The 25,704-nt window shown below is 35.3% G+C and carries 28 protein-coding genes, 11 tRNA genes, 1 rRNA gene and 1 pseudogene; 38 read left to right on the top strand and 3 right to left on the bottom strand.

Annotated features, from left to right (window positions below):
• The first annotated feature begins 126 nt into the window (after positions 1 to 126).
• The 9 genes from BN1058_RS12700 (at position 127) to BN1058_RS12660 (ending at position 6,526) form a co-directional block, all read left to right on the top strand.
• A complete protein-coding gene (locus BN1058_RS12700; RefSeq protein ID WP_090858379.1) occupies positions 127 to 816 on the top strand; it encodes a copper homeostasis protein CutC in 690 nt (229 codons plus the stop codon).
• An 84-nt stretch (positions 817 to 900) separates the two neighbouring features.
• The gene (locus tag BN1058_RS12695; RefSeq protein ID WP_090858376.1) at positions 901 to 2,073 is read left to right on the top strand and encodes a CapA family protein; all 1,173 of its coding nucleotides are present in this window, start codon (positions 901 to 903) and stop codon (positions 2,071 to 2,073) included.
• A 110-nt stretch (positions 2,074 to 2,183) separates the two neighbouring features.
• The gene (locus tag BN1058_RS12690) at positions 2,184 to 3,002 is read left to right on the top strand and encodes a DUF368 domain-containing protein (RefSeq protein ID WP_090858373.1); all 819 of its coding nucleotides are present in this window, start codon (positions 2,184 to 2,186) and stop codon (positions 3,000 to 3,002) included.
• Positions 3,003 to 3,069: 67 nt separating this feature from the next.
• Positions 3,070 to 3,390, top strand: coding sequence for a thioredoxin family protein (locus tag BN1058_RS12685; RefSeq protein ID WP_090858370.1), 321 nt, complete (start codon positions 3,070 to 3,072; stop codon positions 3,388 to 3,390).
• 142 nt (positions 3,391 to 3,532) lie between these two features.
• Entirely contained in the window at positions 3,533 to 4,030 is a 498-nt protein-coding gene (locus BN1058_RS12680; protein WP_090858366.1) for a GNAT family N-acetyltransferase, read from the top strand.
• A gap of 120 nt (positions 4,031 to 4,150) precedes the next feature.
• Positions 4,151 to 4,615: a MarR family winged helix-turn-helix transcriptional regulator gene (locus tag BN1058_RS12675; protein ID WP_090858363.1), complete on the top strand. Its 465-nt coding sequence runs from the start codon at positions 4,151 to 4,153 to the stop codon at positions 4,613 to 4,615.
• A gap of 258 nt (positions 4,616 to 4,873) precedes the next feature.
• On the top strand, positions 4,874 to 5,116 hold the full coding sequence (locus BN1058_RS12670; RefSeq protein WP_176694520.1) for a glutaredoxin family protein: 243 nt from the start codon (positions 4,874 to 4,876) through the stop codon (positions 5,114 to 5,116).
• A 73-nt stretch (positions 5,117 to 5,189) separates the two neighbouring features.
• Positions 5,190 to 5,558, top strand: coding sequence for a YppG family protein (locus BN1058_RS12665; RefSeq protein ID WP_090858358.1), 369 nt, complete (start codon positions 5,190 to 5,192; stop codon positions 5,556 to 5,558).
• A gap of 263 nt (positions 5,559 to 5,821) precedes the next feature.
• A complete protein-coding gene (locus BN1058_RS12660) occupies positions 5,822 to 6,526 on the top strand; it encodes an alpha/beta hydrolase (protein WP_090858355.1) in 705 nt (234 codons plus the stop codon).
• A gap of 20 nt (positions 6,527 to 6,546) precedes the next feature.
• Here the strand turns inward: BN1058_RS12660 and BN1058_RS12655 are convergent.
• A pseudogene (locus BN1058_RS12655) lies at positions 6,547 to 7,263 on the bottom strand (DegV family protein); the annotation flags it as partial.
• A gap of 915 nt (positions 7,264 to 8,178) precedes the next feature.
• On the opposite strand from BN1058_RS12655, the gene BN1058_RS12650 reads away from it, so the two are divergent.
• Positions 8,179 to 9,642, top strand: coding sequence for a degradosome RNA helicase CshA (locus BN1058_RS12650; RefSeq protein ID WP_304362518.1), 1,464 nt, complete (start codon positions 8,179 to 8,181; stop codon positions 9,640 to 9,642).
• Between the two features lie 48 nt (positions 9,643 to 9,690).
• Here BN1058_RS12650 and BN1058_RS12645 read toward each other — a convergent pair whose 3' ends face one another.
• Positions 9,691 to 10,467: a rhomboid family intramembrane serine protease gene (locus BN1058_RS12645; RefSeq protein WP_090858350.1), complete on the bottom strand. Its 777-nt coding sequence runs from the start codon at positions 10,465 to 10,467 to the stop codon at positions 9,691 to 9,693.
• Between the two features lie 181 nt (positions 10,468 to 10,648).
• Here BN1058_RS12645 and acpS point away from each other — a divergent pair, with 181 nt between their 5' ends.
• From acpS to BN1058_RS12570, 15 genes are all read left to right on the top strand, one after another.
• The gene (gene acpS, locus BN1058_RS12640; protein WP_090858348.1) at positions 10,649 to 11,014 is read left to right on the top strand and encodes a holo-ACP synthase; all 366 of its coding nucleotides are present in this window, start codon (positions 10,649 to 10,651) and stop codon (positions 11,012 to 11,014) included.
• A gap of 57 nt (positions 11,015 to 11,071) precedes the next feature.
• Positions 11,072 to 12,589, top strand: coding sequence for an NAD(P)H-hydrate dehydratase (locus BN1058_RS12635; RefSeq protein WP_090858346.1), 1,518 nt, complete (start codon positions 11,072 to 11,074; stop codon positions 12,587 to 12,589).
• A gap of 55 nt (positions 12,590 to 12,644) precedes the next feature.
• Positions 12,645 to 13,667 carry a LolA family protein gene (locus tag BN1058_RS12630; protein ID WP_090858343.1) on the top strand — a complete coding sequence of 341 codons (1,023 nt, stop codon included), beginning with the start codon at positions 12,645 to 12,647 and terminating at the stop codon, positions 13,665 to 13,667.
• Positions 13,668 to 13,908: 241 nt separating this feature from the next.
• Entirely contained in the window at positions 13,909 to 15,033 is a 1,125-nt protein-coding gene (alr, locus tag BN1058_RS12625) for an alanine racemase (RefSeq protein ID WP_090858340.1), read from the top strand.
• Between the two features lie 199 nt (positions 15,034 to 15,232).
• A complete protein-coding gene (locus BN1058_RS12620) occupies positions 15,233 to 15,508 on the top strand; it encodes a CopG family ribbon-helix-helix protein (RefSeq protein WP_090858337.1) in 276 nt (91 codons plus the stop codon).
• 4 nt (positions 15,509 to 15,512) lie between these two features.
• Positions 15,513 to 15,863: a type II toxin-antitoxin system PemK/MazF family toxin gene (locus BN1058_RS12615; RefSeq protein ID WP_090858334.1), complete on the top strand. Its 351-nt coding sequence runs from the start codon at positions 15,513 to 15,515 to the stop codon at positions 15,861 to 15,863.
• A 213-nt stretch (positions 15,864 to 16,076) separates the two neighbouring features.
• Entirely contained in the window at positions 16,077 to 16,946 is an 870-nt protein-coding gene (locus BN1058_RS12610; RefSeq protein WP_090858331.1) for an RsbT co-antagonist protein RsbRA, read from the top strand.
• A gap of 5 nt (positions 16,947 to 16,951) precedes the next feature.
• Positions 16,952 to 17,308, top strand: coding sequence for an STAS domain-containing protein (locus BN1058_RS12605; protein ID WP_090858328.1), 357 nt, complete (start codon positions 16,952 to 16,954; stop codon positions 17,306 to 17,308).
• A gap of 2 nt (positions 17,309 to 17,310) precedes the next feature.
• Positions 17,311 to 17,712, top strand: coding sequence for an anti-sigma regulatory factor (locus tag BN1058_RS12600; RefSeq protein WP_090858325.1), 402 nt, complete (start codon positions 17,311 to 17,313; stop codon positions 17,710 to 17,712).
• A 17-nt stretch (positions 17,713 to 17,729) separates the two neighbouring features.
• Positions 17,730 to 18,740, top strand: coding sequence for a PP2C family protein-serine/threonine phosphatase (locus BN1058_RS12595; protein WP_090858322.1), 1,011 nt, complete (start codon positions 17,730 to 17,732; stop codon positions 18,738 to 18,740).
• A 56-nt stretch (positions 18,741 to 18,796) separates the two neighbouring features.
• On the top strand, positions 18,797 to 19,132 hold the full coding sequence (locus BN1058_RS12590) for an anti-sigma factor antagonist (protein ID WP_090858319.1): 336 nt from the start codon (positions 18,797 to 18,799) through the stop codon (positions 19,130 to 19,132).
• On the top strand, positions 19,132 to 19,608 hold the full coding sequence (gene rsbW, locus BN1058_RS12585; RefSeq protein WP_090858316.1) for an anti-sigma B factor RsbW: 477 nt from the start codon (positions 19,132 to 19,134) through the stop codon (positions 19,606 to 19,608). Before BN1058_RS12590 ends, rsbW begins: the two co-directional genes overlap by 1 nt.
• Positions 19,580 to 20,365: an RNA polymerase sigma factor SigB gene (gene sigB / locus BN1058_RS12580; protein ID WP_090858313.1), complete on the top strand. Its 786-nt coding sequence runs from the start codon at positions 19,580 to 19,582 to the stop codon at positions 20,363 to 20,365. Before rsbW ends, sigB begins: the two co-directional genes overlap by 29 nt.
• A gap of 11 nt (positions 20,366 to 20,376) precedes the next feature.
• Positions 20,377 to 20,961: a PP2C family serine/threonine-protein phosphatase gene (locus BN1058_RS12575; RefSeq protein ID WP_255307095.1), complete on the top strand. Its 585-nt coding sequence runs from the start codon at positions 20,377 to 20,379 to the stop codon at positions 20,959 to 20,961.
• A 156-nt stretch (positions 20,962 to 21,117) separates the two neighbouring features.
• A complete protein-coding gene (locus tag BN1058_RS12570; RefSeq protein WP_304362517.1) occupies positions 21,118 to 23,286 on the top strand; it encodes a Tex family protein in 2,169 nt (722 codons plus the stop codon).
• A gap of 18 nt (positions 23,287 to 23,304) precedes the next feature.
• Here the strand turns inward: BN1058_RS12570 and cmpA are convergent, their stop codons facing one another.
• Positions 23,305 to 23,421, bottom strand: a complete 117-nt coding sequence (gene cmpA / locus BN1058_RS12565; protein WP_090858310.1) for a cortex morphogenetic protein CmpA — start codon at positions 23,419 to 23,421, stop codon at positions 23,305 to 23,307.
• A 211-nt stretch (positions 23,422 to 23,632) separates the two neighbouring features.
• Between cmpA and BN1058_RS12560 the strand changes: the two genes are divergently transcribed.
• The 13 genes from BN1058_RS12560 to BN1058_RS12500 all read left to right on the top strand — a co-directional run.
• Positions 23,633 to 24,079, top strand: coding sequence for a SprT family protein (locus BN1058_RS12560; RefSeq protein ID WP_255307074.1), 447 nt, complete (start codon positions 23,633 to 23,635; stop codon positions 24,077 to 24,079).
• 209 nt (positions 24,080 to 24,288) lie between these two features.
• A tRNA-Asn gene (locus tag BN1058_RS12555) sits at positions 24,289 to 24,363 on the top strand.
• Between the two features lie 2 nt (positions 24,364 to 24,365).
• Positions 24,366 to 24,456, top strand: a tRNA-Ser gene (locus BN1058_RS12550).
• Between the two features lie 15 nt (positions 24,457 to 24,471).
• Positions 24,472 to 24,543: transfer RNA gene (locus tag BN1058_RS12545), tRNA-Glu, on the top strand.
• Positions 24,544 to 24,564: 21 nt separating this feature from the next.
• A tRNA-Asp gene (locus tag BN1058_RS12540) sits at positions 24,565 to 24,641 on the top strand.
• Between the two features lie 4 nt (positions 24,642 to 24,645).
• Positions 24,646 to 24,720: transfer RNA gene (locus BN1058_RS12535), tRNA-Gln, on the top strand.
• A 112-nt stretch (positions 24,721 to 24,832) separates the two neighbouring features.
• Positions 24,833 to 24,905 (top strand) — tRNA-Lys (locus BN1058_RS12530).
• Between the two features lie 27 nt (positions 24,906 to 24,932).
• Positions 24,933 to 25,016 (top strand) — tRNA-Leu (locus BN1058_RS12525).
• Between the two features lie 62 nt (positions 25,017 to 25,078).
• A tRNA-Arg gene (locus tag BN1058_RS12520) sits at positions 25,079 to 25,155 on the top strand.
• Between the two features lie 3 nt (positions 25,156 to 25,158).
• Positions 25,159 to 25,235, top strand: a tRNA-Pro gene (locus BN1058_RS12515).
• 41 nt (positions 25,236 to 25,276) lie between these two features.
• A tRNA-Gly gene (locus BN1058_RS12510) sits at positions 25,277 to 25,350 on the top strand.
• 6 nt (positions 25,351 to 25,356) lie between these two features.
• Positions 25,357 to 25,433: transfer RNA gene (locus BN1058_RS12505), tRNA-Ile, on the top strand.
• Positions 25,434 to 25,582: 149 nt separating this feature from the next.
• A 16S ribosomal RNA gene (locus BN1058_RS12500) occupies positions 25,583 to 25,704 on the top strand; the annotation flags it as partial.

Genomic DNA, 25,704 nt, shown 5'->3' with positions numbered 1-25,704 from the left:
GTTTTAAATAAAAAAAGAGATGCAAATTGAATAGACTATCTTTTTGAGAATGAAATTGATAAAATGTTATGAAATGAAAAACATTATGATATAGAAAAAAACAATATATTAGAAAGGTGATACATCATGAAAATAGAAGTAATTGTTCAAAATGCAGAAGATGCAAAAGAGGCAGAAGTAATGGGAGCAGATCGATTAGAATTAGTATCAGCAATCAGTGAAGGAGGATTAACTCCAAGCTATGGAACGATTAAACAAGTATTACAAAGCGTGAATATCCCTGTGCAAGTAATGATTCGTCCGCATAGTAATCACTTCTATTACAATGAATCTGACTTAGCTATTATTTTAGAAGATATAAAAAATGTGATCACACTTGGTGGAAATCGGATTGTATTTGGTGCTTTAAATAGAGATAATACGGTTAATCAACAAGCATTAAATAAAATTGTAGAAATAGCACCACAGCTAGATATTACTTTTCATCGAGCATTTGATGAAGTAGTATCACAACAAGATGCATATCACACGCTGACTCAATATAAGCAAGTGAAAAGGATTCTAACGTCAGGTGGAGCAATTAATTGTGAACAAGGAAAAGAGGAATTAAGGCAATTAGTAACATTAGCAAATCAGTTAAAAGGACCTGCAATTCTTCCAGGGAGTGGACTAGATTCCATGAATATATCAACACTTCATTCCTATATTGGTGCAACCCAGTACCATTTTGGTAAGGCAGTACGAAACCAAGGTTCTTTCGCAGAAGGATTCAACCATGATGTATTTACAAACATCAAACATATTCTAAAATCCTAGAAAGTCTCAGAATACATAAAATATGTAGTATTGGTTGTTTATCTCATAAGGGGAAAATAAACACTTCATTGAGGAGTGGAAACAATGGGAAAAAGAATTAGATTAGTTATATTTATCATTTTTATAGGTAGCCTTTTACTTTCGTGCCAAAAAGGCAAAGAGCAGTATGAAACGTCCTATCATGCTAAACGTGATGGAATAGATATACTATTGAAAGAAGAACTGGACATTATGCAAAGAAAGCGTAATGTTACACTGGCTGCAGTAGGTGACATATTAATTCATGACCGGGTATATAATGATGCTAAAGGAACTGAGGGTTATCATTTTATGCCAATGCTTGAAAAAGTTCAGCCATATTTATCCCAACCAACGATTACAACAGCCAATCAAGAGACAATGATTGGCGGGGAAGAAATAGGATTATCTTCTTATCCACGCTTTAATAGTCCGGTAGCAGTTGGTGATGCGTTAAAAACAGTGGGTGTTGATATTGTATCACTTGCAAATAACCATACACTAGATCGAGGAGAACAAGCGATACAACGAGCCATTTCACATTGGAATAACATAAATATGCCTTATGTTGGATCGTATCACAGCCAAGAAGATAGTGAGAAGGTTCGTGTAATCCATACTGAAGAAGATATTTCTTTATCTTTTTTAGGCTATACCTATGGAACAAACGGTATTCCTACACCAGATGGGAAAGAATATCTCGTTAATCGCATTAATCGAAAAGCAATTGCAAAAGATGTAAAAAAGGCAAAGAAAGTGTCAGATGTTGTTGTACTAAACCTACACTTTGGTAACCAATACGAGAGAATGCCAAACGAAAAACAAAAGGACCTTGTACAATATGTAGCTGATTTAGGAGTAGATGTTGTTTTTGGGCATCATCCACATGTCTTACAACCAATGGAATGGATTGAAGGTGAAAAAGGAAATCGAACCTTCGTTATCTATTCACTAGGTAATTTTTTATCTGGACAAGATGAATTCTATCGACGCATTGGAGGCATGGTGCAGCTAACGATCCAGAAGGAATGGGATAAAGGTAAAGAAAGAATTACATTACATTCCCCTAAGTTTTTACCAACATTTGTTGACTTCACCGAAGAATCAGAATCAGATTATCAAGTCATTCCGATGTATCAATTAACTGACGAACAACTAACTGATCATGAAAAACATTATAAAGAAATGCAACAGCACCTATCACAGTGGATGCCTGAATTAACATTCATTGAAAAGTAAATGTAAATTCTAATTTAAATTTAAGTGGTTCATAAAAAATCAGTATGTATTTCTTATCCAATTTTGCTATAATACAGAAGATATATACTTATTTTAAGGGGATAATACATATGGAATGGAAAAATATTTATCGCGGTATGATGATGGGAGCGAGTGACGTCGTACCAGGAGTAAGTGGTGGCACCATTGCTGTAGTACTTGGTATTTATGATCGTTTAATTACAGCAGTCAATGGATTTTTAAGTAAGGATTGGAAGAAGCATTTGTCATTTTTAATTCCATTAGGCATTGGGATCTTAACGTCTATCTTTTTGTTGGCAAGGGGAATTGAATTTTTATTTGATCATTATCCCAGACCAACACAGTTCTCTTTTTTAGGTCTGATTATAGGAGTATTACCTTATTTGTTTCATAAATCCGAGGCAAAATATAAATTTAAAGTGAATCACTACTTTTTACTGCTTGTTGGAATGATGATAGTTTCATCGATGTTGTTCTTAAAAGCAGGTAATACAGATAGTATAACAACGATGAATATACAAACGTATGGATTTTTATTTTTTGCTGGCTTCATTGCAAGTGCGGCAATGATTTTACCGGGGATCAGCGGGTCATTTCTACTATTAATATTAGGTGCGTATAATACGATTATTAATGCAATCAGTGAATTTAAAATAGATATTATCGCAGTTGTAGGCATCGGAATTGTTGTTGGAATTGTAGTAATGAGTAAAATGGTACATTATTTCCTAGCAAATTACACTACCGCAACTTTTGCCGTAATTATTGGACTTGTAATTGGGTCTGTCTTTGTCATTTTTCCAGGTTGGCCAACAAGTACAAGTGAGGCAGTAGTAAGTATTATTACCTTTGCACTAGGGCTGTTTGTTGCCTTTTTGCTTGGCCGTGTGGAGTATAAAAATGTGTAAACAGATTCATTGCAAGCATGATAGCAAAATGATAAAGTGAGTGGTAAAAAAGGAGGTATATTTAATAATGAAGCATATTAATACAAAAGAAGCATTTAATCAGGTCATTCAATCAGAAAAACCTGTTATCGTTAAATTTTATGCAGACTGGTGCCCGGATTGTAAACGAATGGATATGTTTATTGGTGATATATTAGAGACGTACAAAGACTATCAATGGTATGAAGTCAATAGTGATGAAATTGAAGGATTAGCACAAACATATGAAGTGATGGGAATACCTAGCCTACTCATTTTTAAAAATGGTGAAAAAATAGCACATCAGCATAGTGCTTATACGAAAACACCAGAAGAAGTTACCGCATTTTTAGAAAAAGAACTAGCATAATAAAACGGACATCGATAACGGTGTCCGTTTTATTTATCTTTCTAACAGAAAAACAAATTCTCTGTTGTGCTTAAACAATACATAATGTATCGTTTGAATAAGTTATAATACGTTTAAAAGATGGTTAACGGAGGTTAGACCGATGATTCGCAAAGCAACAAGTGAGGATTTAACATACATAATGGCAATTGTAAAAAGGGTCGTTACAGTAATGAATAGGCAGGGAAGTTATCAATGGGACGATTCTTATCCACAAGTAAAAGATTATCAAAAGGATATAGATAGAGGTGAATTATACGTTTTTGAGACAAATTCAACGTTGGTAGGAGTATGTACAATTAGTAACAGAGGGCATGAAGAATATCATTTAATTGCTTGGACACCCCATCACAAGTTTTTTACTCTAAAACGTTTAGCAATAGACCCTAGTGCAAGAGGGAAAGGAATTGCAGATCAATTTTTTACTTATGCAGAACAGTTAGCTTTAAAAAATAATGTAACACTTATAAATACAGATACTTTTTCTGAGAACCATTATGCACAACAATTATTTAAACGAAATGGCTATCAATTTGTGCAAACAAGAAAAGAAAATGAGCATGCACCAAAATTGGCTTATTTTGAGAAAATCATTGAGTGATGGACTAGTTGTACGAAAAATAGTATATCTACTCCTTCGATAGTTTGTTAGCTATTGTGTTAATATGGATGTTCTTTAGGGGAGTAGGTAGATTTAAAAATTATAGAAAGAGGAAAAACAATGGATGAACAAAAAAAGTTATATCAAAGAAAAAAGCAAGACCCTTCTTTAAAACTATTTGTGGTTTTATCTAAAGCATATCGATCGGTATCTGATCAAGTGGCAGATGACATCAGAAAAAAAGGATTAAACACAACAGACTTTGGTGTATTAGAACTATTGTATCATCAGGGAAATCAATCATTACAAAAAATTGGAGATAAAATATTATTAGCTAGTGGTAGTATCACCTATGTAGTTAATAAGCTAGAAAGCAAAGGTTATATTAATCGAATACCAGATGAGTCTGACCGCCGAATCACCTATGCTTCCATTACAGAGAAAGGGGAAGCATTATTAAATGACATTTTTCCTGCTCATTGGAAACAAATAGAAACAATAATGAATGGCTTAACAGAGGAAGAAAAATTGCAAGCTATTCAGCTCCTAAAAAAACTAGGAACCTATGCAGATCAACTGAAATAATAAAACTTGATAATACGCCTCCCATTGTCGGTATCAAAATATAAGCACCAGGGTAAGTTTTCTTGTACTAATTCTTAAAACAAGTGACAATAAAATGAAAAAGTAAAACAATGAAGTTTAATCTTTAGTGTAGTGGGTATCTAATAAAATGAATTAGTTACAGAGTCCTGTATATTACGAATTGATTTCAGAAAATTAGTAAATAGGTACTGATTATTAAACAACTTGAAACACAGATACGTTTGAGGAGGAGCCATGATGGAAGGGAAACAGCAAGTTACCATTTATGTCAGTAATAATTGTTCAGAATCAAATAAGTTAATTCATTTTTTGAAAGAATTGGGTATTTCTTATGAAATAAAAAACATTACGGAAGATAAAAAAAATTTAAAGGAATTACAAGAACAACATATTTATGCAACCCCAGTAACTATGGTAAATAATCACAAAATATTAGGGTTTCAAAAGCACAAATTAGAAAGCGAATTGATTCGTTTGTAAATTAGGATAAGAACAATTAAATGATTTGATGCATAGGATATAGCAAAAGATTGAAAAAGAGGTGTTCACTTCTATGTCAAAACAGAGAAAGGGTCCGTTTCCTTTTCAACCTTTTGAGGGTGATCCGTACAATCCAAATAGCTATTCGCCTTTCCATTCTCAAAAACCAAATAACTTAACATCTCAACAAGCGCCCTTTCCAACACCTTATCAATATTTTTCAAAACCGCCGCATCCAATGGAATGGTATCCGGAACAATCACAAACATCTTTTAGCACATATGGCCAACAAGCAAAAGGCTTTATGCAGTATTTTCAAGATAAAGATGGACAAATGGATTTAGATAAGATGTTAAATACGGTCGGGCAAGTGGCTAACACGTATCAACAAATTACTCCAATGATAAAAGGTCTTGGATCATTCATAAAGGGGTTTAAATGATGATCCTTGTCAGAAAGGTGACAAGGATTATTTATTTAAAGAAGAAAGGAATTCTAGAAACTCAATTGTATTAAACAGTTGTATAAAAAATCATATAAGAAAACAGCCAAGTCTGATTTCTGCGCCCAGTAACTAGCAAACCACTTATGTTGTTTATGAGTACAGTTTGTTCGCATTTAAATGGGCGCTTTTAGCTTTGATCTGAAAAAGGCATAAGCAAATGTAATAGGGGAATAGTAAAGAAAAAAGAAAGGGATGGAAACATGATTGGGTGTTTATGTATTCATGGTTTTACTGGAGGATTATATGAGATAGAACCGTTGGTAACATATTTGAAAAAAAATACAGATTGGATCATAAAATCACCAACACTACCTGGTCATGGAATAGATTTAGCGTTAGATGATGTATCATATACAGAATGGATCCAAAAAGCTGAACAAGCCCTAATTGAATTAAAACAAAAGGTTGATATAGTGTATGTGATTGGATTTTCAATGGGGGGAATGATTGCTTCTTATTTAGCTTCCAAATATAACGTAGCTAAGTTAGTTCTATTATCACCTTCCAGAAGGTATATAAATGTTGTGCAAATGGGATTAGATATAGGAGATATTATTAAAGATAAAATAGCAGGTCGTTTACAAGAGAATGTTTTATATAAAATATACCAACATAAAAGAGGCCACATTCCGATTCGAGCCTATATCGAATTTTTGAAGTGTATGAAATTTACTAAACCAGCTTTAAAAAATATATTCTGTCCTGTATTTGTAGCACAAGGAATACAAGACGGAATGGTTCCATATACGTCTACACACTATCTTGATGAAGAAATTCCAACAGATATTGAAGCAATTTATTATTCTGACTCCAAGCACCATATTTGTTTAGGGAAAGATAAAGATGTAGTGAATGAAGCGGTACTTAATTTTTTAAACAAAGCAATTTCTACTAAGGTTAAATAGAAATTGCTTTTTTGATATTGTTATTTTTTGTCTTTAAAAAACGAAATAACTAAAGAACCTTCTCCAGTGTGAGTAGAAATTACAGATCCTATCTCAGATAATATCGTTTGTTTAAAACCATATGTTTGTTGAATATTTTGGATAACCTGTTCTGCACGACCTTTTGCATTGCAGTGTGTCATCGTTAAAACTTTATTTTCTGCATGATTAATATAATCACCGATTTGCTCAACAAAGCGTCTTAATGCCTTTTTGTCACCACGGACTTTTTCTAATACTTCAATTTTCCCCTCGTGATCTGATCGTAATAATAGTTTAATGTTTAATGTTTTAGCAATTGCGCCTTTAACCTTATCAAGACGACCGCCGCGAATTAAATTGTCTAATGTTTTTAAAACAAATAATGTAACCGTATGGTCAACCCTATCATATAGATGGGAGACAAGCTGATCAAAATTATAACCTTCTGTAAGTTTTTCACCAGCTTCATTTAATAATAAAATCAAACCAGGGGAGGATGTATTTGTACTAATGACTGCTATCTTCCGGTTTGGTTGTTCTTCTAAAAGCATATCTTTCCCCATCACTGCATGGTTGTAAGCACTACTTATTCCAGCGGAAATTCCTAAGAAAATGATAGGTGTATCCTCTGGGATATCTTTAAATGTTTGGTAGTATTCTTGTGGTCCGGGAGCAGATGAACTTGGAAATGAATCAGATTCTTCGAGCTTTTTTAGGAAAGTAGAAGTATTCTCTTATCTATATCTAGATGTTTCTGATAGACAGGATTATCTGAGTATTCCCTTATTTGTTTCATTAATCCGAGGCCACCTCTCAATTTAAAGTGTATCACTACTTTTTACTGCTTGTTGGAATGATGATAGTTTCATCGATGTTGTTCTTAAAAGCAGGTAATACAGATAGTATAGATCGGAATGTCACATGTGTGAACTTGCATGTCATCACCTTTTTTAAAAAATAAAATATAGTTTTAGTATATCATTTCTATATGTTACTTTGTTTAATTTAATATACAGAAATTTTTATACCTTTAAATAATATGAAAAATACAGAAGTTCTAAAAAAATAGTATATTTATACGATGGTGATTAAAAATAGAGGTAATAAGGTACAGAAACAAAGTCATTTGGATCTAAGGAAAAGTGAATAGGTCACAATAAGACTAAACTTTAAATGAAATAATTAATTTAAAATAACACGATAACTTCTCCTATTTTTTCTCTTTATGATGTAAAAGTTTGAAATACATTAAGTTTCTATGTAGAATTAATAAATAGAGTATGGTAAGATGTAATAATCCATTGAATGCTCGATAACAAGCCTCTTCCGTGTGTGGAGGAAGGCTTTTTTCACGTTAATGATTCAAGGGTTTAAATACACCCTTCCTTCATCTGGAAGCTGACGAGAAGTATTTTTTAAACTTCTGTTCTAAATTTTGTTGGGATAAGATAAGGTAAACCACAATTGGAACGTCTTGATTCACAATATATATTGACAATCATTATGGCAGTGAAGCCGTTATTTTAATAAATAAATGATCTAGATAAATACATCTTAACATACAAAAGAAGTTGTTAACGTGTTAAACGTGCGAACTATGAGATATAAAAAAGAAGGAGTATGAAAAGAAATTGACAACAACATTTCAATCTTTAGGTATTTCAAAACCGATTATGAAGGCTCTTGACCAAATGGGTTTTGAAGAAGCAACACCGATACAAGAGCAAACGATCCCTTTAGGACTAGAAGGAAAAGATGTCATTGGACAAGCCCAAACCGGAACTGGTAAGACAGCTGCATTTGGTATTCCGATGATCGAAAAGATCAACAAAGATCAAAAGAAAATCCAAGGTTTGGTTGTAGCACCAACACGCGAACTAGCAATCCAAGTTTCCGAGGAAATTCATCGTTTAGGTAAATTTAAAGGTGTACGTACACTGCCTGTTTATGGTGGTCAACATATGGAGCGTCAGATCCGTGCGTTAAAAGATGGCCCACATATCGTCGTTGCAACACCAGGACGTTTACTTGATCATATTCGTCGTAAAACAATTAATACAAGTAATGTACACACTGCTGTATTAGATGAAGCAGATGAAATGCTAAACATGGGATTCATTGATGATATTCGAGATATCTTAAAAGCAATTCCTGAGCAACGTCAAACGTTACTATTTTCTGCAACGATGCCAAAAGAGATTAGAGAAATTGCGACAACATTGATGAAGAAACCAGAAGAAGTGAAAGTGAAAGCAAAGGAAATGACGGTTTCTAATATTAATCAATTCTTTGTAGAAATTAATGAAAAACAAAAATTTGATACACTAACTAATCTGTTAGATATTCATGCGCCAGAGCTTGCAATTATCTTTGGTCGTACAAAGAAAAGAGTAGACGAAGTAACAGAAGGTTTACATGCGCGAGGATTTAGAGCAGAAGGAATCCATGGTGACCTGACGCAAGGGAAACGTATGTCTGTATTAAATAAATTTAAAAATGGGCGTATTGAGATCCTAGTTGCTACTGATGTTGCTGCTCGTGGATTAGATATTTCTGGTGTAACACATGTATATAACTTTGATGTCCCACAAGATCCGGAAAGCTATGTGCACCGAATCGGGCGTACAGGGCGTGCAGGAAAAGGTGGAGAAGCAATTTCATTTATTACACCAAGAGAAATGCCACATCTTCACTTGATTGAAAAAACGACAAAGAGTAAGATGACACGTATGCAAGCACCATCATTTGATGAAGCGCGTCGCGGACAGCAACAAATCACTGTAGACAAGCTTAATCGCACAATTGAAAAAGCGAATTTACAAGACTATCGTGAAACAGCTGCTGAGTTATTAAATCAACATGATTCAGTTACAGTTGTAGCTGCTGCTTTAAAAATGATGACAAAAGAAAGAAGACAAACACCTGTTACGTTATCTTCTGTTCAACCAGTAAGTGTGAAAAAAGCAAAAAATGATAAATCAAAACGAAAAAATTACCGTGGAGATAATAAACGTAATTTTTATCGCAAAGGAAAACAAGCTGGCGGTAGAAACCGTAAGTTCCAAAATAAACGAGCATCAAATAAGAAACAATAAGTTAATATTCAAAAGCCAGTGCATGTTTGTGCACTGGCTTTTACTATGTTATAGATTAAAAATATTGCCGAGGAATCCTAAGATAACTAGGGCGATAATAATTCCCCATATAATATTCCCTGTGTTTTTACCAGAGAGTATTCTTCTTTTTTTCCATCGGTTAGGATTAAAGTTAATTTCATTAGGTTCTTTCTGTCGTCTTCTATTACGCCAAGGAGAAAAGGCTTTTGCTTTTGTTAGAATAACTGGTCCTAAAGCAACACCTGCAATAAAACCAAAAAGGTGAGCATAGATATTAATGCCAGGACGTATGAATGTCATCAGTAGTCCAATAATGGAGATAATGACAATTATTTGTGAACTAGAGGGGTCGATTAAATCTTTTCGGAAAAAGGTCATGTAAATGTATAAACCAATTAGTCCATAGACAGCCCCAGATGCACCATAGTGTAAATACATGGAGTTAGAGTCTATAAGGAATGTGAATATATTTCCGACAACTCCAGTGAATAAATAAATGAAAATAAACTTCCATTTCCCAACCATTTGTTCTAAGGCAGGACCAAATAGTACTAAAGAAAAAGAATTAAACAAGACATGGCTAAATGAATTAGGACTGTGAATGAAAATGGATGTAAGTAGTCTCCAATATTCCCCTGCAGCAATAGCAATATTCCAACCACCACCCCATTCAATAATAATCAGTTGTTCCAATGTGTTGGAAAAAGCGGTCAATAACCAAATAATTAATTGAATGGCAATGATCCCAGTAATAATTGGATAGAACCGAATGAAATCTTTAAATGATTCTGTGCGAAAAAACATTTTCATGCTCCTTTGATAGTATTCATATCGTTTTTATTAATCACAATAAAAAAAGTATAACATTTTAATTCCAAATGTATAACAAAAACAATTCCAATCATGATATGAAACATGACTGTCATTAGATTCGGATATTCGATATACTAAAAAGTAGATAAACAAAAAAGGGTGATCAATAACGATGATCAACGGCATTGGTATAGATATTGTTGAGATTAGTAAATTGAAAAAAGTATATGCAAGGAAATCGCGGTTTGCTACAAAAATATTAACAGATCAGGAAATCGCGCAATTGGGTAAATGTAAAACAGAAAAACGAAGAATTGAATTTTTGGCAGGTCGTTTTGCTGCGAAAGAAGCATTTGCCAAAGCTTATGGTACTGGGATTGGTAAGCTAGGATTTAAAGATATAGAAGTAATAAAAAATGACTATGGTGCTCCAGCTATACATTCGTCCTTTACTAGGGACAAGCAAGTGTACGTATCCATCTCACACAGTGAGCATTATGCTGTCGCACAAGTTGTCATTGAGAGTGAAAGAAGTTAATTCAGCATATTTTACAAAGTAAACTCATATAGTTTACTGCGGGTAGGAGGGAATGAAGTGTATATTGTTACCGCATCTGAAATGTACGAAATTGATCGAATTACAATGGAGGAAAAGGGATTAGATGGAAGTATTCTAATGGAAAATGCAGGACAAGCTGTAGCTGAAAAAATCAAACAACACATTAGTAAAAATACTAGCGTACTGATTCTTGTTGGTAGTGGAAATAACGGTGGAGATGGGTACGTGATTGCGCGTAGCTTATACAACCAAGGTTATCAAATAAGAATCATGCAATTAGTTTCGGATGAAAAAGTAGTAGGCGATGCAGCCTATCATAAACGTGTTTTAGAGCATTTTGGTGTAAATGTAGAGCGATATGACTCGACAAAAGCAATGGAAGTAATGATTGAACAAGCAGATGTCATTGTTGATGCCATGTTTGGTATTGGTGTAAAAGGAAGCTTGCGTTCACCATTTAAAGAAGTCGTTACTTCTGTTAATGCTTCTGGATGTATGACCATTTCTGTTGATATACCTAGTGGTGTGCCAGCAGATGGGGGAGGAAGCGTTGAAGAGGTGATATGTGCAGATTATACCTATATCATTGAAGCGCCAAAACTGAGTGCGTTTTTATCAAAGTATGCTCCTTATTATGGGAAGTGGGACGTGGTGCAAATCGGATTACCAATTCGCACGATTTCTCACCAAATCAATAGAGGTGTTTGGCAAGCTGAAAATGTACAAGCTACATTGCCAAAACGTTTAGCATTCTCCCATAAAGGCACACATGGAAAAGGGATAATCGTTGGCGGTAGTGGTGAAATGCCAGGGTCAATTACAATGACAGCAAAGGCTGCGCTTCGTTCAGGTGTGGGCTTACTCACTATTGCAACTGTCGAGCGTGCTATTTCTTCCGTTGCAGCACAATGTCCAGAGGTGACTTTTCATTCATTAAAAGGTCAAGAAGGGGAGATTATTAACCAACCATTTGATGTATTAGGTTATGATGCATGTGCAATTGGTATGGGGATGGGCAGAACAGAAGAGGCAGGTCTGTTTACCATTCAATTACTAAAAAAAGCGGATATTCCTATGATTATTGATGCAGATGGTTTAAATCATCTTAATGGTAGATTGGAACTATTATCTGCAAGAGAGTCGCCTACAATTTTAACGCCACATCCTGGAGAGATGGCTGCTTTACTAGAATGTTCTGTTTCTGAAGTAATGGATTGTCCTTTTAACTTGGCAAAGGAATTTGCCCAAACGTATCAAGTATACCTTGTGTTAAAAGGAACTTATACGATTATTACTACTCCAACAGGTAAGCAATGGGTGAATATGACAGGTAATGCAGGGCTTGCTAAAGGTGGAAGTGGTGATACGCTAGCAGGAATAATGCTTGCATTAATCATGCAAAAACAATCGATTGAATCAGCAATTGCTAATAGTTGTTTTATTCATGGGAAAGCTGCTGATAAACTAGTTAATCAGACGCACTCAACCTATGATCTTCTGGCGACAGATGTAAGTGATGCCCTTCCTTCTGTATTTCGTACATTTTTAGATTGACGGAAAACTGGTCATTCCCTTTGTCCTTGGATCTTGAATCGAAGGAGTTGTGACCATGAAAAAATACTTCACCGTTGTGTTGGTGATCTTTGCATTATTTATACTTGGTGCATGTGGTGAAAAATCAAAAGAAGATGTAATTACAAAGTTAGAAGAAACATTGGAAGAAATGAGTGGTTATCAAACACAAGCAACAATGCAACTAAAGACGGGTGAAAAAGAACAAAGTTATGATATGGATATCGCGCATAAAAAGAAAGCGTACTATCGTGTGTTATTGAAGAATGAGCAAGATGAAGAAGGTAGTCAAATTATTTTAAAAAACGATGACGGGGTCTTTGTATTAACTCCGGCATTAAACAAAAGCTTTAAGTTCCAAAGTGATTGGCCAACAAATAGTAGTCAACCTTACTTGTATCAATCGCTTGTTTCTGATATTTTAAACGATAAAGATGCTACTTTTAAAACGACTGAGAATTATTACGTGTTTGAAACAAAGACAAATTATCAGAACAATACCACACTACCTTATCAAGAGATTTACTTTGATAAGAAGCAATTCACTCCTGTAATGGTAAAAGTGTTTGATCAGGATCGGAAAGCTGTTGTAACCGTAAGTTTTGCTGAGTTTACACTAAATCCTACTTTTGAAGACAACATGTTTGAGATGGAACATAATATGACAAGTAGCTTATTCGGTATTCCAGTTACTGGAGATGGCGTTCTTGAAAATAATGACGAACTAAGGGTGTTGTATCCAAATGAACTATTAGGTAGTACATTGGCTGAAACATCAGAAGTAGATCTAGAAGAGGGGCAACGTGTGCTGTTATCTTATGAGGGTGAAAAGAATTTCACGCTCGTACAAGAGAAAGTTATAGCACATCCAACTACTGTAATGAGTCCGAAAATAGTACCTGGTGAACCAGTGAGTTTAGGTTTTACAGTAGCGGCTCAAACAGATTCAGCGCTTGAATGGAGTTATCAAGGAGTAGATTACTATTTAGCGAGCAAAGAATTAACTAAAGAAGAAATGATTGAGGTAGCAACTTCAATTACTACACAAGCAAGTAAATAACAAAATCTCAAAGATAATATATATAACAAGCAGATACCTCTAATAAAAGGGCTCTGCTTTTATTTTTGTATAAAATGGGACAGGGGGTCAGGCGCTTTGTCCCAAGTCAATTACTAACCAAGTAGAAGTTGCTTGTGACATGAATTTAAGATAAAGTATTTGTTATAAATAAACGTAAACTATTATTAACTATTCGTATTTTGTTTGTTGCATTTGTTTCCATTTTAAGGAGAGATTGTACATGGGAGAAGTTTCATATCGTCCTGCTTGGATAGAAGTAGATTTAGGCGCAATTTACTATAATATACATCAATTACAAAATCGATTACCAGAAGGTACAGAAATATTTGCGGTAGTAAAGGCAAATGGATATGGACATGGTGATGTGGAAGTAGCAAGAACTGCAATAGAGGCTGGCGCTTCGATGTTAGCTGTTGCGCTATTAGAAGAGGCGCTGCACTTAAGGGAAGGTGGTATATTAGCACCTATCCTTGTACTTGGCTGGGTGGATCCAAAATATGTTCCGATTGCGGTCGAACACCACATTACCTTAACTTTTTTTCAAAAAAGTTGGCTCGAACAAGTGAAGCAAATCCCATTCAAAGGTGAATTATCCCTTCATTTAAAAGTAGATACAGGAATGGGCAGACTTGGTGTTACTACAAAATCAGAATTAGAAACCCTCTTGGAAGTGTGTAATGATTCAAGATTACATATAGCTGGTGCGTTTACTCATTTTGCAACTGCAGATGAACGGGGTTTGGCTTATTATGAGCACCAGCAATTGAATTGGATTAAATTGCAACAAATACTCCAATCTTATAAAAATGATCTACTACTTCACACTGGAAATAGTGCTGCTAGCATGCGATTTCCAAACCAAATGTTTGATGCAGTTCGTTTTGGTATTAGTATGTATGGGCTTTATCCATCTCCGATTGTTAAAGAAGAAAAGCCAATCAATCTTCATCCAGCGATGTCCCTGCATACTAAATTAATTCATGTGAAGCAAGTCCCTACAGGTAGATCGATTAGTTATGGTGCAACCTATACGACAGATAGAGAAGAATGGATAGGTACCATTCCACTAGGCTATGCTGATGGATTAGCTCGACAATTAACTGGTATGGATGTTTTAATTGAGGGAAAAAGAATGCCGATTGTCGGAAAAATTTGTATGGATCAATGTATGATTAGGTTAGATCAATCGTATCCTATTGGTACACAAGTAACATTGATTGGCAAACAATTTGAAGAAGAAATTACTATGGATGAAATTGCTGCTCGATTAGAAACAATTAATTATGAAATTGCATGTATGCTAAGTTCTCGCATTCCTCGACACTATTTAAATAGTACTCGCTGAAAATTTATTGTTTTAGTATAGCATTTTGTTGCATATGATTTACATTGTACTTATAAAATTTTTAGTAAAGAAATTGTATTGCAAATTAAATTGCTAGGATGAAATAAAAAGATAAAAATGCCTTTGCAAAGCACTTTTAGTAATGATAAGATAGTATTGGATTAAATTTTTACTTGTAGATTTGGTGGAGGTGTACGGTTTGTCAGAGAGTGTGCAAGAAGTAGTTGTACGATTACCTAAAAACCTACTTAATGAGGTGGATGATCTAATGAAAAATGAGAACAGTGATTTAAGTGAAATTGTGTGTCAAGCAACCAAATCATATTTGCGAGACAGAAAGAAAAATCATATTCGTGAATCAATGCAACGTGGTTATATGGAAATGGCTAAAATTAATTTAAATATTGCTTCAGAAGCTTTCCAGGCTGAAGAGGAGGCAGAAAACACCTTAGAGCGCTTAGTGAGCGGGGTGTAGTATTTTGATAGTAAAAAGAGGCGAAGTTTATTTCGCTGATCTTTCTCCGGTTGTTGGATCAGAGCAGGGGGGCGTACGTCCGGTATTGGTCCTACAGAATAATATTGGAAATCGTTTTAGTCCAACGGTTATTGTAGCCGCAATTACTGCGCAAATCCAAAAGGCAAAACTACCTACACATGTAGAAATAGATGCGGAAAAGTATAGATTTGAACGTGATTCTGTTATTTTATTAGAACAGATTAGGACAATAGACAAGCAGCGACTTACAGATAAAATCACATATTTGGACGATAATATGATGGATAAAATCGACAAAGCGTTAGAAATCAGTTTAGGCTTAGCTGAATTCTAATTATAATTTAACAAACAAAAGAAGTTCTTATATTTAAATATAAGAACTTCTTTTGTTTGTTATTATTGTTGAAAAATACGAAAAATTGTAATTTGAAAGAAAAAATAGTCATATATTCTGGTACTGTCTGTGAAACAATGATAAATTATTAGTAAGAATTATAAAAAGTGTTAAAATAAATTGAAGATTAGATCTGGAATTGGAGGATTTCTTATGCATAGAAAACTGCAATCGATTGTGGTAGAGAATAGTGATACCATTATAAAAAATTGGTTAGAACAAATATCGGAAAAGCGAAAGAATGAGTATACATCTGCTATTTCTGAAGAATTATTTCAAAGTACAAGTCGTGAATTTGTAAATGTTATTTTTACTAGTCTAGATAAACAAGGGTTAACGAGTGAATTAGATCATTTCTCTGAACGATTAATTAATTTGGGTTGGCCATTAAGTTATATAACAGATGGGCTTCAAGTATTTAGACGTGTAACAATTGATTTTATTTTAAGTCGCTCAGAGCAAATTGATTCTGAATATTTTTCTACTGTCTTAAATATGGTAGATAGTTGGGTTGATCCAATTATCAATCGTTTGGTGAATGAATATTCCGGTAGTTGGGAACACACGGTTTCTTTACAACGCGTGGCTCTACAAGAGTTATCTGCTCCTTTGATTCCTGTTATGAAAAATATTACAATCATGCCCCTTATCGGTACGATTGATACAGAACGTGCTAAGCTAATCATGGAGAATTTATTAGAAGGCGTCATTAAACATAATGCAGAAGTTGTATTAATTGATATTACAGGTGTCCCAGTAGTAGATACAATGGTGGCACATCATATTATTCAGGCTGCTGAGGCGGTTAGGCTAATTGGTTCTACTTGTATCTTGGTAGGTATTAGGCCAGAAATTGCACAAACCATTGTTAATTTGGGCATTGATTTAGGAAAATTCCCAACAAAAAGTTCTTTAAGAAAAGGATTTGAAACTGCGCTTGAATTAACTGATAGAAAAATTATTCGTTCGCAGGAAAAAGAGCAAGCCATTGAACAACTACTTAGTTCTTTAAATAAGGAGTGATCTAGATGCGAATACCTATTTTAAAGCTACATAATTATTTATTAATCTCCATTCAAATCGATTTAGATGATCAAACAGCGATTCAATTTCAGGAGGATCTGTTGAGCAAGATTCACAAAAGCGGAGCAACTGGTGTTGTCATTGATCTAACATCTGTTGATATAATCGATTCTTTTATTGCGAAAGTGTTAGGTGATGTAGTGACGATGTCCGATTTGATGGGAGCGAGAGTAGTTTTGACTGGCATCCAGCCTGCAGTGGCGATGACATTAATTGACTTAGGTATCCACTTGCAGGACGTTCCAACAGCATTAGACTTGGAACAAGGATTGATCAAACTTCGCCAGGAAATGGAGGACTGATGATGGACTTCCAATCCTGCGTACACATTAGACAAGAATGGGATATTGTTGGTGCTAGGCAACTAGGGAGAGATAAAGCGAAAGAAATTGGTTTTGGCACGGTAGATCAGGCACGAATTGCAACAGCAATTTCAGAGCTTGCTAGAAATATTTATCTATATGCAGGGAATGGTAAAATCTGTTTTGAAATCATCGAAGATCTGGAGCATAAAGGTTTAAAAATCATTGCGAAAGATGATGGTCCGGGAATTCGAGATTTAAGCCAGGTCATGGAAGACGGCTATTCTACTTCTGGTGGTTTAGGAGCGGGGTTACCTGGTGTGAAGAGGTTAATGGATTATTTTGATATTGTTTCCGAGCATGGAAAAGGAACGGAGATTCGAACAGCAAAGTGGGTAAGGTAGTCTTAGGAGGTGCTTAATTGGAAACTATTAAACTTGATTTAGAACAATATCGTAAAATTTTAAAAGAATACTTATTAACTAAAAATGAAACAGCACTTTATCAAGCGGAACAGTTTAGTAAGTTATCCATGCAACACAATATCTCACCTGAGGAAATTGTTAATGTTCATATCAAAGCTTTAAAAGAACTCTATCCTAATTTACCGAAAGAAGTAGATGATTCATTGAATTTTTTATTAGAGGCGATGATTTCGTATGGATTAGCCTACCAAGAGTTTCAAACCCTGAGAGAAAAGCAGTCTGAATTAAAATCTGAAATATCTGTGGCGGCAAAGATGCAAGAAACGTTGTTATCTACAGTGAAACCTAATATAAAAGGATTAGATATAGGGGCAATTAGTGTTCCTGCAAACCAGATGAGTGGTGATTATTACCATTTTGTTGCTGATAATGATGATACTTTAGGGATCGCGATTGCTGATGTAATTGGTAAAGGGATACCGGCAGCTTTGGCTATGTCCATGATTAAATATTCGATGGATAGTTTCCCAGAGAACCAGAGGGAACCAAGTGCTATTTTAGAAAATTTGAATAGAGTTGTTGAGCGGAATGTTGATCCCAGCATGTTTGTTACCATGTTTTACGGATTATACAATCCAAATACGGAAATGTTTTCTTATGCTTCTGCAGGACACGAACCAGGTTTCTATTATCATGCAGATAAACAATTATTTGAAGAGATAGAAGCGAAAGGTTTAGTTTTAGGCGCAACAGATAACGCGGTATATAAACAATTTGAAAAGAAAATCAATAAAAACGATCGGCTCATTCTTTTAACTGATGGTGTAACCGAATGTCGTGTAGGTGATCGATTTATTGAGCGGGATGAAATTTTAGAGGTTATTCAAAGATACATCCATCTACCAGCACAAGAAGCGGTAGAACAAGTATATAAACATTTTGAACGACTGCAAGAATTCCAATTTAGAGATGACTTCACATTGATCATTATTCAAAAATTAGTTTGATTTATATAAATAAAGGGTACATGTTAAAGCAATTGAAGATAATTGGAGGTAGCTAAATGAATATTAATTTAGATGTGGAATTGGTTGAAAAAGGTACCACTTTACATTTATTATTGACGGGAGAAATAGATGCCTATACAGCACCAAAGTTAAAAGAGCAATTACTACCTTTGACAAGAAAAACTGGTATGGAAATAATAGTTGATTTAGAAAAGGTGAATTATATGGACAGTACTGGATTGGGAGTTTTTATTAGTGCGTTAAAATCAACAAAAGAGTATGATAGCGAACTTAAATTAGTTCAACTCCAGGATCGAGTACGTCGTTTATTTGAAATTACAAGTTTGGATAGTATCATTACAATTGAGTCAACAGTACGAGGTGGAAACTAATGGAACGATTTGATTTTGTAGAAATAAAAGTACCTGCAAAACCTGAGTATGTTGGTGTTGTGCGCTTAAGTGTATCTGGTGTAGCTAATCGAATGGGCTTTTCTTATGAAGATATTGAAGATTTGAAGGTAGCTATTTCAGAAGCGATGACTAATGCTGCAACACATGCCTATGAAGATTGTGATGATGGAGAAGTAACAATAGGCTTTGGTTTGTATGCAAATCGATTAGAAGTTATGGTGGCTGATCACGGTGGTAGCTTTGATTTATCCAAGGTAAAAGAGGGGATAGGGCCATACCGACAATCTGAATCTGTTGCAGATCTCCGTGAAGGGGGTTTTGGTCTATTCCTAATTAATGCATTAATGGATAAAGTAGAGATAAAAAATGATTATGGGGTAATTGTACTGATGACAAAATACCTTCATGCGAATGAGGTGGGATTAGATGACGACCAAATCTCAGCCACACAATAAACGTGGGGATGAGATTTACCAATGGATAGAGCATCTACAAAAGAATCCTAAAGACGAAGAAATACAAGAGAAAATAGTCTTAACATATCAAGATCTTGTACACTCAATTGCAAGGAAATATGCTAAAAACAGCATGATACATGAAGATCTTGTACAGGTAGGGATGCTAGGATTATTAGCAGCAATTAGAAGATATGATCCAACATTAGGTAAATCATTCGAATCGTTTGCTATTCCAACAATTATTGGTGAAATTAAACGTTTTATTCGAGATAAGACATGGAGTGTGCATGTACCAAGACGAATTAAAGAATTAGGGCCGAAAATCAAGAAAGCTACTGAACAGTTAATGACTGAACAACAACGCTCTCCATCCGTGAAAGATATTGCAACATACCTTGAAGTATCAGAAGAAGAGGTATTGGAAGCGATGGAAATGGGACAGAGTTATAAAGCTCTCTCTGTTGATAAGAAAATTGAGGCGGATTCTGATGGAAGTACTGTTTCTATTTTAGATTTAATTGGTGAGCAAGATAATGGTTTTAAAAATACTGACCAACGCATGTTGCTTGAAAAGATTTTGCCTATTTTATCAGAACGTGAACAAAATATCCTTCAATACACCTATTTTGAAAATAGAAGTCAAAAAGAAACAGGTGACTTATTAGGTATCTCTCAAATGCATGTATCAAGAATTCAACGTCGGGCATTAAAAAAACTTCGTGAAGCGCTACAAGCGAATGGAACAGGAGTATAACTGTGACACAAATGCATATGGATATCTCTGTATTCCAGAAACCTAAAAAAGGTAACTATTACTGTGGAGATAGTTACTATTACAAAGAAACCGAACAAGGATTTATTTGTGCACTTGCTGATGGTTTAGGTAGTGGAGAATATGCAAAAGAGTCTTCACAATTAGTGATGGATATCATTGAATCAAACACGAACGCTTCTGTGGAACAAATCATTAAAGTGTGCAATCAAAAATTAGTAGGTAAGCGTGGAGTGGTTTTAGGTATATTAAAAGTTGATTTTAATGAAAAGAATTATACTTTTTCTTCTATTGGAAACATCGGTTTAATGACAATATCAAGCAAATCAGAGAAAAAGCGAAATATTCCAAATGCCGGTTATATCGGTGGTTTTCCTAGACCTTTAAAAGTCTTGCGTGATAACCTATTGGATGAAATGGTTTTTGTTATGTTTTCCGATGGTGTGGATTCACTAGATTTATCATCCAGTTATTTCTTAGGAAAAGACGTTTCGAAAATCACTGAATTATTCTCGCATTTCTTATCTGATTCTATTAAAGATGATACTACCTTACTTGTTATGAAATATAATGCTTAAAAAGTTCTTGTCGCAAAAGATAAGAACTTTTTTCTGTTAAGAGGTAAGCAAAGTATCAAAAGAATAGACTGTGAGCTTGCGTCTTTAACGTAATGTGTGTTGGGAAAAAACCAATAGTCTGATACACTATAAAAGAAATAGTTAGGAGGAAGATGTGTGGCAGAATCGAATAAAGATCAATTAATGAAATGGGTTGCAACAGAAACGGCAATCGCAATGCCCTCGATTAAACAAGTCATTTCATTATTAGAAGAAGGTAATACCGTACCGTTTATTGCTCGTTATCGAAAAGAACAAACTGGAGCACTTGATGAGGTGCAGATTAAACAAATTGAAGATAAATGGACCTATGCACTAAATCTAGCTGAACGGAAACAAGAAGTGATACGGCTAATTGATGAACAAGGAAAGTTAACGGATGCGTTACACAAAGATATTCTAAATGCAACACAATTACAACGTGTGGAAGATTTGTATCGACCTTTCAAACAAAAAAGAAGGACAAGGGCAACAATTGCAAAAGAGAAAGGGTTAGAACCTCTGGCACTCCGCGTTTGGGAACAACAGAATATAGACTTGCATGTGGAAGCAAAGGCACATGTGTCTGAAGAAAATGAGTTGTTATCAGTTGAAGATGTATTGCAGGGTGCAAATGATATTTTAGCAGAATGGGTGTCCGATGAAGCGACATACCGAGAATATATTAGAGATACTACATATAAAAAAGGTCTAATTAAGACAGAAGAAAAGAATAAAGCTGAAGATGAAAAAGGCGTATATGAAATGTATTATTCATATGAAGAGCCAATTCGTACGATTGTTGCCCACCGTGTACTAGCAGTGAATCGAGGTGAGAAAGAAGGGATACTTAAAGTTTCGATTATCTCACCGGCTGACAGCATTGAAACTTATTTAATGAACAAGATTATGAAACCAAATGCTGTAGAAGCTATCCGAGAGTTTCTGAATGCAGCAGTATTAGATAGCTATAAGCGCTTAATTCAACCGTCTATTGAGAGAGAAATTCGAAATTTATTAACAGAAATGGCAGAAAAACAAGCAATAGACATTTTTTCGAAAAATTTAAAAAACCTATTATTGCAACCCCCATTAAAGGGAAAAACAATTTTAGGTGTGGATCCAGCTTTTCGAACAGGGTGTAAATTAGCCATTGTTGATGAAACAGGAAAAATACATGATATCAATGTTATATATCCAACTGCACCAAAGCATGATGTGAAAGGTGCAGAAAAAATAGTGTTGGAATATATTAAGCAATATCCTATTGAACTAATTGCTATTGGCAATGGAACAGCTTCAAGAGAAACAGAACAGTTTATTGCAGACTTAATTGCGAAACATAATTTATCTGTCTCATATATGATTGTAAATGAGGCTGGAGCAAGTGTGTATTCTGCCTCGAAGTTAGCTAGAGAAGAGTTTCCAAATCTGCAAGTTGAGGAAAGAAGTGCGGTATCTATAGCCAGACGTGTACAAGACCCATTGGCTGAATTAGTTAAGATTGATCCAAAATCAATTGGTGTTGGACAATACCAACATGATGTCAGTCAAAAAAGTCTAAATGAATCACTTAAATTTGTAGTGGAAACGGCTGTTAACCAAGTTGGTGTAAATGTTAATACAGCATCAGCCTCTTTATTGCAATACGTATCTGGACTTAGTAAAACCGTGGCAAACAATGTAATTAAGCAAAGAGAAGAATTAGGGAAATTTACTGATCGAAAACAATTAAAAAAAATACCAAGACTCGGTAATAAAACTTATGAACAAAGTATTGGTTTCTTACGTGTCATTGATGGAACAGAACCACTTGATAGAACGCCTATACATCCTGAAAGCTATCAAGCAACAAAAAATTTACTTAAGATGATAGGTTGTACATCAGAAGATATAGGAACAGAAAAACTAATTAAGCAATTAGATACACTTCAAACAGATCATATATTAGAAGCGTTACAAATCGGAAAGCATACGTTATCTGATATGATGAAAGCTTTACGTAGCCCAGCCCGTGATCCGCGTGATGATTTACCTAAACCATTATTAAAGAAAAATGTTCTTTCTATGGAAGATCTACAACCTGGATTAGAACTACAGGGTACTGTTCGTAATGTGGTAGATTTCGGTGTGTTTGTCGATATTGGTGTAAAGCAGGATGGGCTTGTTCACATATCAAAAATGTCTAATAGCTTTGTAAAACACCCGATGGATATTGCTTCGGTAGGTGATGTCATTACTGTCTGGGTTGATCATGTTGATGTTCAAAAACAACGCATAGCTTTATCGATGATCAAAGCAGATTAATAATAGAAGGGTATCGAATTATTTTGATATCCTTCTATCTAAATAAAAAAACCAACATTGATTTAACATTTTTATTTGATAGATATTTTTTGTTAGAAAAGCGTTTGTCATTTGTATTCTGAACCAATTAGGCATCCCTTTCACCTCCTGGTCTAAAATGTGCAAGCAAATCTAAATCTATTTAAATTCAACGTCTACAGTTGAAAAGAGTAGGGGTCGAGATAATATAGTTTATGAAGTTTAGGCTTATATGGTGATTTGTCCAATCGGTTTTAAAATAATAATGTATGCTTATGTATGCTTCATGTATACTTAAAACCATTTTGTAGGAAGGAGAGGGAAGATAGTGAATGCATTAGAATTACATCAACTGGTCAACGAGATATCAATGACCTACTTTAACAAACCTTTTAAAGATTGTGTGGCATTTAACGAACGACTACGAACTACTGGTGGAAGATATTTACCCTCTAAACGTAAAATTGAATTAAACTCAAAATTTTTAACAGAGCTAGGAATGGAAGAATTCAAAGGGATCATTAAACATGAGTTGTGTCATTATCACTTACATATTGAGGGGAAAGGCTACAAACATGGTGATAGAGAATTTAGACAGTTATTAAAAAAAACAGGATCTCCACGACATTGTCAGCCTTTACCAACGATGCAAAATCAAACATTACTTACGTATAAATGTAGTGGATGTAATCAAAGATATAATAGAAGGCGTAGAATTGATACAAATAAATACCGTTGTGGTAAGTGTAGCGGAAAGCTGAAAAAAGAAATATAAAAAAACATTCTGTATTTTATCTGAAACCATTGACGAATTAAGATATTTCATGTTAAATTATATAAGCATTTGAAAAAAGATGTGAAAAACATTGTCGTCTTATACTTCAGTTACATTTTGAAATTAAATTTTTAAAATGTGTTGACAAATTGTTTTTAACAAGATATAATATCTATCGTCGCTGTTAGTTATTTAAAAAATTACATTATTCCACAGTAGCTCAGTGGTAGAGCAATCGGCTGTTAACCGATCGGTCGTAGGTTCGAATCCTACCTGTGGAGCCAGTGGAGAAGTACTCAAGTGGCTGAAGAGGCGCCCCTGCTAAGGGTGTAGGTCGTGTAAGCGGCGCGAGGGTTCAAATCCCTCCTTCTCCGCCATTTTTTATGTCTTATGGCCCGTTGGTCAAGTGGTTAAGACACCGCCCTTTCACGGCGGTAACACGGGTTCGAATCCCGTACGGGTCACTTACTATTAAAAAAAGAATAGGTCCGGTAGTTCAGTTGGTTAGAATGCCTGCCTGTCACGCAGGAGGTCGCGGGTTCGAGTCCCGTCCGGACCGCCATTGTTGGGCTATAGCCAAGCGGTAAGGCAACGGTTTTTGGTACCGTCATGCGCTGGTTCGAATCCAGCTAGCCCAGCCATTTTCGTCTTTAACACTCAAATATGTTTCTTTTACAAAAACCTTTGAAACAAATTTGTTTTCGGAGGATTTTCTATTTTGAAAGTTGATATTAGATGTGATATTAAAGTTCCGAGCCATTAGCTCAGTTGGTAGAGCATCTGACTTTTAATCAGAGGGTCGGAGGTTCGAATCCTCCATGGCTCATCAAATAAAGTGTTTTTAACACTTTATGCGGTCGTGGCGGAATGGCAGACGCGCTAGGTTGAGGGCCTAGTGGGAGGTAATCCCGTGGAGGTTCAAGTCCTCTCGACCGCATCAAAAAAACTATTGACATACTATCGCATTGTGTGATACATTAGAATATGTCGCTTTACTGAGCGCCCGTAGCTCAATTGGATAGAGCGTTTGACTACGGATCAAGAGGTTAGGGGTTCGACTCCTCTCGGGCGCGCCATTACGGGAAGTAGCTCAGCTTGGTAGAGCACTTGGTTTGGGACCAAGGGGTCGTAGGTTCAAATCCTGTCTTCCCGACCATTGAGAGAAAAATGAAATTAAATATCCCATTTAGTATTTATGCGGGTGTAGTTTAGTGGTAAAACCTCAGCCTTCCAAGCTGATGTCGAGGGTTCGATTCCCTTCACCCGCTCCATTAAATGGGCCTGTAGCTCAGCTGGTTAGAGCGCACGCCTGATAAGCGTGAGGTCGGTGGTTCGAGTCCACTCAGGCCCACCATTTGATCTTTGAAAACTGAACAAAACAACCAATATGTTAAGAAGTAACATGCTAGTCAAGTAATGAGTAAGCAAACTCAATGATTGTCGACTAAGTTCGCAACATCCGTGTTGCAACGTCGATGTCAGCACATCCGTGTGCAAGCCAATTTTATGGAGAGTTTGATCTTGGCTCAGGACGAACGCTGGCGGCGTGCCTAATACATGCAAGTCGAGCGCAGGAAGCAAGCAATCACCCTTCGGGGTGTGCGCTTGTGGAATGAGCGGCGGAC

The organism is Paraliobacillus sp. PM-2, from assembly GCF_001368815.1.
In the GTDB taxonomy this organism is placed as follows: Bacteria; Bacillota; Bacilli; order Bacillales; family Amphibacillaceae; genus Paraliobacillus.
The sequence above is the reverse complement of the archived record's forward strand: the minus strand, read 5'-3'. Positions and strand labels throughout refer to the sequence as shown.

Coding starts and splice junctions, on each gene's coding strand:
- BN1058_RS12700 (WP_090858379.1), top strand. CDS start 127: ATGAAAATAGAAGTAATTGTTCAAAATGCAGAAGATGCAAAAGAGGCA.
- BN1058_RS12695 (WP_090858376.1), top strand. CDS start 901: ATGGGAAAAAGAATTAGATTAGTTATATTTATCATTTTTATAGGTAGC.
- BN1058_RS12690 (WP_090858373.1), top strand. CDS start 2,184: ATGGAATGGAAAAATATTTATCGCGGTATGATGATGGGAGCGAGTGAC.
- BN1058_RS12685 (WP_090858370.1), top strand. CDS start 3,070: ATGAAGCATATTAATACAAAAGAAGCATTTAATCAGGTCATTCAATCA.
- BN1058_RS12680 (WP_090858366.1), top strand. CDS start 3,533: ATGATTCGCAAAGCAACAAGTGAGGATTTAACATACATAATGGCAATT.
- BN1058_RS12675 (WP_090858363.1), top strand. CDS start 4,151: ATGGATGAACAAAAAAAGTTATATCAAAGAAAAAAGCAAGACCCTTCT.
- BN1058_RS12670 (WP_176694520.1), top strand. CDS start 4,874: ATGGAAGGGAAACAGCAAGTTACCATTTATGTCAGTAATAATTGTTCA.
- BN1058_RS12665 (WP_090858358.1), top strand. CDS start 5,190: ATGTCAAAACAGAGAAAGGGTCCGTTTCCTTTTCAACCTTTTGAGGGT.
- BN1058_RS12660 (WP_090858355.1), top strand. CDS start 5,822: ATGATTGGGTGTTTATGTATTCATGGTTTTACTGGAGGATTATATGAG.
- BN1058_RS12645 (WP_090858350.1), bottom strand. CDS start 10,467: ATGTTTTTTCGCACAGAATCATTTAAAGATTTCATTCGGTTCTATCCA.
- acpS (WP_090858348.1), top strand. CDS start 10,649: ATGATCAACGGCATTGGTATAGATATTGTTGAGATTAGTAAATTGAAA.
- BN1058_RS12630 (WP_090858343.1), top strand. CDS start 12,645: ATGAAAAAATACTTCACCGTTGTGTTGGTGATCTTTGCATTATTTATA.
- alr (WP_090858340.1), top strand. CDS start 13,909: ATGGGAGAAGTTTCATATCGTCCTGCTTGGATAGAAGTAGATTTAGGC.
- BN1058_RS12610 (WP_090858331.1), top strand. CDS start 16,077: ATGCATAGAAAACTGCAATCGATTGTGGTAGAGAATAGTGATACCATT.
- BN1058_RS12605 (WP_090858328.1), top strand. CDS start 16,952: ATGCGAATACCTATTTTAAAGCTACATAATTATTTATTAATCTCCATT.
- BN1058_RS12600 (WP_090858325.1), top strand. CDS start 17,311: ATGGACTTCCAATCCTGCGTACACATTAGACAAGAATGGGATATTGTT.
- BN1058_RS12590 (WP_090858319.1), top strand. CDS start 18,797: ATGAATATTAATTTAGATGTGGAATTGGTTGAAAAAGGTACCACTTTA.
- rsbW (WP_090858316.1), top strand. CDS start 19,132: ATGGAACGATTTGATTTTGTAGAAATAAAAGTACCTGCAAAACCTGAG.
- sigB (WP_090858313.1), top strand. CDS start 19,580: ATGACGACCAAATCTCAGCCACACAATAAACGTGGGGATGAGATTTAC.
- BN1058_RS12575 (WP_255307095.1), top strand. CDS start 20,377: ATGCATATGGATATCTCTGTATTCCAGAAACCTAAAAAAGGTAACTAT.
- cmpA (WP_090858310.1), bottom strand. CDS start 23,421: ATGCCTAATTGGTTCAGAATACAAATGACAAACGCTTTTCTAACAAAA.